A 6,655-nucleotide genomic window follows, 5' to 3' on the forward strand; every position below is an offset into this window, starting at 1 on the left:
GGATGACGTGGCCATGTCGGTGAGCCAGCCCGAGCTGGCCCTCGAGGGGCTGCCGAAGCGGCTCTTCGCCTGCACACCGACCCGGCTCACCACCTGGCTCGACTGCCGCCGTCGCTACCGCTTCACCTACCTCGACAAGCCGCAGCCGCCCAAGGGCCCGCCGTGGGCGCACAACAGCGTGGGGTCCGCCGTGCACCTGGCGATGGCCGGCTGGCACCGGCTCGCCCCGGCTTCCCGCACGCCGGAGGCCGCCGGCCGCCTGCTGGACCAGGTGTGGCTGCACGAGGGCTTCCGCGACGACGTGCAGTCGGCCCGGTGGCGCGACCGGGCCCGCGAGATGGTCACCCGCTACGCCGCGACCCTCGACCCCGGCGAGGATCCGCTCGGCGTCGAGCGCACCGTGGCCACCAGCACCGGTGCCCTCGCGGTGTCCGGCCGGGTCGACCGCCTGGACCGCCGCGTGGTCGACGGGCACGACCAGGTGGTGGTCGTCGACTACAAGACCGGCCGTCGGCTGCTGACGTCGTACGACGCCAGAAGCTCGCTCGCGCTCGCCCTCTACGCGCTGGCCGTGACCCGCACGCTGCGGCGGCCGTGCGTCCGGGTCGAGCTGCACCACCTGCCGTCGGGTCACGTGCTGGCGCACGACCACACCGACGAGTCGCTGGACCGGCACCTGCGCCGCGCCGAGTCCGTGGGTGGTGAGGCAGCAGCGGCCGACGCCGCCTACCGGGCCGGTCTCAGCGACGAGGAGGCCGACGCGGCCTTCCCGCCCGACGTCTCGCCGGCCTGCCGGTGGTGCGACTACCTGCGGGTCTGCCCCGCGGGGTCGGCGGCGGTCGCGCCGGCGGAGCCGTGGTCGGGGCTGGCCGAGCCGGTGGCCTGACTCACGGTGCGGTCGACCCGCGGGCCCGACGCGTCGACCTCGGCCCAGAACTCCAGCAGCGCGGCGGCGGTCTCGACCGGCCGGTCGGCCGCCGGGGAGTGGCCGGAGCCCTCGACGACCGCGGTGCGGGCGCCCAGCCGGCGCGCCATGTCGGCCTGCAGGGCGGGTGGCCAGGTGTCGTCGTCCGGCCCCCACATCGACAGCGTGGGCAGGCCCAGGGCGGCCACCTCGTCGACCCGGTCGGTCTCGGTCAGCAGCTGCTCGGCCATCCGCAGGAGGCAGACGGGGTCGTTGGACAGGAACCGCCGGTGCAGGAACTCCTCGATGTGCGGGTCCGGCGGGACCGGCTCGACCTGTGACTCGAGCTCGCGCTTGGCGGCCCAGATGGTCGGCAGGTCCATCACCGGCAGCGCCTGGGCGATGAGCTGCAGGTTGCTCGCCGCGGGGTGCGGGACCGCTGCCGGCCCGGAGCCCATGATCGTCAGGGAGCGCAGCGCGGCCGGGTCGGCCAGCGCGGCCGCGCGCGCGACGAGCCCGCCGAAGGAGTGGCCGAGGAGGTGGACCGGGCGCCCGAGCGATCGGGCCACCGCGAGCACGTCCTCGGCGAGTGACCTGACGTCGTACGACGTGGCGTCCCCGTCGCCGGGCGACTCGAACTGGCCGCGCAGGTCCAGAGCCACCACCCGGTGACCGCCGGCGGCCAGCGGCTCGAGCACTGCGATGAAGTCCTCCTTGGACCCGGTGAAGCCGGGCACCAGGACGGCCGGCGAGCCCTCGGCGCCCGCAGAGTCGCGCGGCGGCCGGTCGGGCGCGGCGACCAGCGCGGCGAGGTCGCCTCGGCCGGCCGGCACCCGGACCTGGTCCACCCCGGCGGGCCGATCGACGAACGGCGGGGTGCTCACAGGGCAGAACGCTACCGGCGGCGGGTGACGCGCCCCGGTGCAGGACGGGCACAATGGCCGACGTGACCCGGACGATCGCCGTGGCGAACCAGAAGGGCGGGGTGGCCAAGACCACCACCGTGGCCTCCCTCGGGTCGGCACTGGCCGAGCAGGGGCGCAAGGTGCTGCTCGTCGACCTCGACGCGCAGTCCTGCCTCACCTTCTCCCTCGGCCTGGACCCCGAGGCCGTCGAGCTCAGCGTCCACGACGTGCTGCTCGGGCGGGTGGGCGCGGCGATGGCCATCCAGCCCACCGAGGACGGCGTCGACCTGCTCCCCGCCACCATCGAGCTGGCCGGCACCGAGGCGGCGCTGCTGAGCCGGGCCGGCCGCGAGTACGTGCTCCGGAGCGCGCTGGCCGAGGTCTCCCCGGCGTACGACGTCGTGCTGCTCGACTGCTCGCCATCGCTGGGGGTGCTCACCCTCAACGCCCTCACCGCCGCCGACGAGGTGATCATCCCGCTGCAGTGCGAGATGCTCTCCCACCGCGGCGTCGGCCAGCTGCTGGACACGATCCACGACGTGCAGCGGATCCTGAACCCGTCGCTGCGCGTGCTGGGGGTGCTGCCGACGATGTTCGACGGCCGCACCAACCACGCCCGGGCCGTCCTGGCGGACGTGGCCGACCGCTACGACCTCGAGGTGCTCGAGCCCTCGATCCCCCGGTCGGTGCGCTTCGCCGAGGCGCCCGCCGCCGGCCGCTCGGTGCTGACGACCGCCCGCCGGACCCGGGGTGCCGACGCCTACCGGGTGCTGGCCGAGAGCCTCTTCGGGTGAGCGAGCAGGGCTTCGACCGGCTGCGCCGGCGCAGCGTGGACCCGCCGGCCGCCGGGGTACGGCCGGCAGCCTCGGACCCGATGGGCCGCCGGGCGCTGTACAGCGTCGCGGAGCAGCCGCCCGCGCTCGGCGCGGTCGAGATCGAGTGCTCCCGCTGCGGCCAGACCACGGTGGTGACGCCGCGCGCACTGGTCGGACTGGCGCTGCCCTCGCTGCACCTGCCGTTCCTGCGCGGCCGGCACTCCTCGTGGCTGCGGTGCCCGGCGTGCCGGAGGCGGACCTGGGTCCACCTCGGCCTGCGCCTCTGACCGGCTCGCGGCCGACCACGGGCCCGGGCCTTCCCCTGCGAGGCCCGGGCCTGCGGCCCGCCACCGCCCGCTAGCAGCAGGTCGGCGGGTGCTGCAGCGCCGGCCTCGCGCCGACCGCCGCCTCGCTGGAGGGGGCGAGCAGTAGCGCAGCGACGAGGACGGGCACTGCGAGCACGCACAGGATACGACGCATGATGACTCCTTGTGTCATGGGACTTGACCCAAGGAGTCAAAGGGTTGACCTTCGGTTGGTCAACGGCACGGTCAATCTCTGTTAGGTAGCCTCGTGACGGCGCCGGTGAGACGCTGCGGTCCCCGCCTGCGCCGACCGCGCGCCTGCTCAGCCGAAGGAGGACGAGACGTGCCCGACGGCGGGTCCAGCACGACCACGACCGGCCCGGCCGACGCCATGGGGGGCGAGGGCGGGCTGCCCGCCCGACTGCGCCAGGCGCGGCGCCAGGCCGGGCTGTCGCAGGCCGAGGCCGGTGGTGACGCCCTCTCCGCGAGCTACGTGTCGCTGCTGGAGTCCGGTCGCCGTCGACCGACCGGAGCGGCCCTGTCCGTCCTCGCCCAACGGCTGGGCTGCACCGTCGACTACCTCCGCCACGGCCAGGACCCGGCGGACCTGGACCGGGTCCGGCTGGCTCTCGACTACGCCGACCTGGCCCTGCGCAACGGGGAGCCGGTCGACGCCCTCACCCAGATGGACGCCGTCGCGGGCCACCTCGGAGCCGTCTCCGACAGCGAGCGATGGCGGCACCGCCGCCTGCGGGCCAGGACGCTGGAGTCCCTGGGCCGGCTGGAGGAGGCGATCCGCGAGCTCGAGGAGCTGCGTGCCGAAGCAGGCGCGGCCGGCCGCTACGGCGAGCAGCTGCGGCTCACGGTCGACGTCGTGCGCTGCTACAGGGAGGTCGGCGACGTCTCCTATGCCCTCGACGTGGGCGAGCGGACCCTGGCGTCGGTCCGCCGGCTGGGCCTGGCCGGCAGCGACCAGCACGCCGAGCTCGCGTCGACGGTGCTCGGTCTGTACTTCGAGCGCGGCGACCTGGTGCGCGCCGAGTCGGTCGCCCTCGAGGTGCTTCAGACCCTGGGTGAGCACGGATCGTCCCGGGGACGGGCCGCGGTGCACTGGAACGCCAGCCTGGTCGCCGAGCGCCGCGACGACCTGCCGACCGCGCTGACCTTGGCCGAGCGGGCGATCGCGGTCTACGCCGAGGGCGACGACGTGCGCGCCCTGGCCCGGCTGAGGACCGCCTACGCCTGGCTGCTGCTGCGGTCGCTGCCGCCACGCGCCGCGGAGGCCAGCGAGCTCCTGCGCGCCGCCCACAAGGCGCTCCTCGACGTGGGGAGCGAGATCGACCTCGCCTACAGCGAGACCGAGCTGGCCCGGGCCGAGCTGGTGCTCGGCCGGCCGGACGAGGCGCTCGCGCTGGTGGACGAGGCGCAGCGGCGGCTCGGCAGCGGTCCCCGCCTGGAGACCGCCCACACGACCCTGGTCCGGGCCCGGGCGCTGCTGGCGCTGGGTCGCCGGGACCAGGCGGTCGCTGCCTACCGGGCCGCGGCGGCCGGGATGTCCGGGCTACGGATGGCCCGCGACGCCGCGGCGGCCTGGCGCGAGCTGGCCGACGCGTTCGCCCAGCTGGGGCTGCTCGAGGACGCGGCACTGGCCTACCAGCAGGCCCTCACCGACGCGGGTGTGCGAGCAGCGCCCGACGTGGCCTACGCGCCGGACGGAGACCGGTCGGGCCGGCCCTGAGCCGGTCGTTCGGGTCCGGCGGGTCAGCTGTCGGTGCCGGCGCCGGCGGTGGGGGCACCGCCCTCGGCCGGGCGGCCGCCGCGGGTGCGGCGGCGGTTGCGGCTGCGTCGCGGCTTGCGCTCGGCGGACCCGCCGTCACCGGCGGCACCGCCGGCGCCGGCGGCACCCCCTGCACCGGCGGCACCGCCTGCACCCGACGTGTCCGGGCCGGCCGCCACGGCGTCCCGCCGCTCCGACCCGCCTCTGCTCCGACTGCCGCGGCCACCGGAGCGCCCGCCGGAGCCGTCGGAGCCGCCCGAGCCGCCGGAGCGCCCGCCGGACCCACCGGAGCGTCCGCCCCCGCTCGTCCGGCCGCGGCCCTCGGCCGGGCGCCGCCCGGTCTCGCCGAGGTCCTCCACCTCCTCGGCCTCGAGCCCGGCCCGGGTGCGCTTGGCGCGGGGCAGGACGCCGGTCACCTCGCGCGGGATCTCGAGCTCCTCGTAGAAGTGGTCGGAGGTCGAGTAGGTCTCCTCGGGCTCGCCGAAGCCGAGGTCGAGCGCCTTGTCGATGAGCGACCACCGGGGCATGTCGTCCCAGTCGACGAAGGTGATCGCGCTGCCCGACGCGCCGGCCCGGGCGGTGCGCCCGATCCGGTGCAGATAGGTCTTCTCGTCCTCGGGGCACTGGTAGTTGATGACGTGCGTGATGTCCTGCACGTCGATGCCCCGCGCCGCGACGTCGGTCGCGACGAGGACGTCGACCTTGCCGTTGCGGAAGGCCCGCAGCGCCTGCTCGCGCGCTCCCTGGCCGAGGTCGCCGTGCACGGCGCCGGCGGCGAAGCCGCGGTCGGCCAGCTCGTCGGAGACCTTCTGCGCGGTGCGCTTGGTTCGGCAGAACACCAGGGTGAGCCCGCGGCCGTCGGACTGCAGGATGCGGGCGAGCATCTCCACCTTGTCCATCGCGTGCGCCCGGAAGACGTGCTGCTCGACGGCCTTCACCGTCTGGCCGTCGTCGTCTGGGTCGACGGCGCGGATGTGCGTCGGGTGATGCATGTACGACCGGGCCAGCGTGATGATCGCGCCCGGCATGGTGGCGGAGAACAGCATGGTCTGCCGACCGGCCGGCACCAGCCGGACGATCTTCTCGACGTCGGGCAGGAAGCCCAGGTCGAGCATCTCGTCGGCCTCGTCGAGCACCAGGGTGCGCACGTGGCCGAGGTCCAGGTGGCCCTGCTGGGCCAGGTCGATCAGCCGTCCGGGCGTGCCGACGACGACCTCGACCCCCTTGCGCAGAGTCTCGACCTGCGGCTCGTACGCCCGGCCGCCGTAGATCGAGAGCAGCCGCACCTTGCGGCGGGCCGCCGCCTTCTCGAGGTCGCCGGTCACTTGGATGCACAGCTCGCGGGTCGGCACCACGACGAGCGCCTGCGGCTTGCCCGCGGCAGGCGGCGGCAGCGCCGGGTCGCCGTGGTCCTCGCCGTCGAGGACCACCCGCTGCAGCAGCGGGATGCCGAAGCCGAGCGTCTTGCCGGTGCCGGTCTTGGCCTGGCCGATGATGTCGTGCCCGTGCAGGGCGACCGGGAGGGTCAGCGCCTGGATCGGGAACGGGTGGGTGATGCCGACGGCCTCGAGCGCCTCGACCGTGGCCGGGAGCACGCCGAGGTCGGCGAACGTGGGGATAGTCAGGACGGTGCCCTTCAATCGACTCGGGGGAGCCGGGGCGGGCTGCCGACGTGGCGGCGGCCGGGCGTCCGTGCTCCACGCTCACCCTACCGTCGATACGCTGCGGACCGTGACGACGCAGCCGCCCGACGCCTCGTCGAGCCGCGTGGAGGCGCTCACCGAACCGCCGGCCGACCCGGCCACCGACCCGATGGGGGACTCCGACTACCGGCTGGCAGTGGTCGACCTCCTGGGCGCGCTCGCCTACGGCGAGCTGACCGCGTTCGAGCGGCTCGCCGACGACGCGTCCTTCGCTCCCTCCATCGCCGACAAGGCGGCGCTCGCCGC

The 6,655-nt window shown here is 75.3% G+C and carries 6 protein-coding genes and 1 pseudogene; 5 read left to right on the forward strand and 2 right to left on the reverse strand.

All coding sequences use genetic code 11. The features are described from left to right. Positions 1-13: 13 nt before the first annotated feature. Positions 14-886 (forward strand): PD-(D/E)XK nuclease family protein, encoded by an 873-nt coding sequence (locus tag VK640_09530; GenBank protein HTE73425.1) that lies wholly within the window; start codon positions 14-16, stop codon positions 884-886. Here VK640_09530 and VK640_09535 read toward each other — a convergent pair. Beyond that, entirely contained in the window at positions 805-1,788 is a 984-nt protein-coding gene (locus VK640_09535) for an alpha/beta hydrolase (GenBank protein ID HTE73426.1), read from the reverse strand. The two genes, VK640_09530 and VK640_09535, sit on opposite strands and share 82 nt — an antisense overlap. 62 nt (positions 1,789-1,850) lie before the next feature. Between VK640_09535 and VK640_09540 the strand changes: the two are divergent. The 3 genes and pseudogenes from VK640_09540 (at position 1,851) to VK640_09550 (ending at position 4,667) form a co-directional block, all read left to right on the forward strand. Continuing rightward, positions 1,851-2,600: pseudogene (locus VK640_09540) on the forward strand (AAA family ATPase). Further along, positions 2,600-2,911, forward strand: coding sequence for a hypothetical protein (locus tag VK640_09545; protein HTE73427.1), 312 nt, complete (start codon positions 2,600-2,602; stop codon positions 2,909-2,911). Before VK640_09540 ends, VK640_09545 begins: the two are co-directional and overlap by 1 nt. A gap of 361 nt (positions 2,912-3,272) precedes the next feature. Next, positions 3,273-4,667 carry a helix-turn-helix domain-containing protein gene (locus VK640_09550; protein HTE73428.1) on the forward strand — a complete coding sequence of 465 codons (1,395 nt, stop codon included), beginning with the start codon at positions 3,273-3,275 and terminating at the stop codon, positions 4,665-4,667. A gap of 23 nt (positions 4,668-4,690) precedes the next feature. Here the strand turns inward: VK640_09550 and VK640_09555 are convergent, their stop codons facing one another. Then, a complete protein-coding gene (locus VK640_09555; GenBank protein ID HTE73429.1) occupies positions 4,691-6,346 on the reverse strand; it encodes a DEAD/DEAH box helicase in 1,656 nt (551 codons plus the stop codon). Positions 6,347-6,473: 127 nt separating this feature from the next. Between VK640_09555 and VK640_09560 the strand changes: the two genes are divergently transcribed. Then, the coding region (locus VK640_09560) for a ferritin-like fold-containing protein (protein HTE73430.1) at positions 6,474-6,655 on the forward strand (182 nt) is incomplete at its 3' end.

The organism is Actinomycetes bacterium (genome assembly GCA_035489715.1).
GTDB lineage: Bacteria > Actinomycetota > Actinomycetes > JACCUZ01 > JACCUZ01 > DATHAP01.

What these genes read in the sequence shown, in the direction of transcription:
- VK640_09530 (HTE73425.1), top strand. Translation starts at nt 14, where the DNA reads ATGTCGGTGAGCCAGCCCGAGCTGGCCCTCGAGGGGCTGCCGAAGCGG.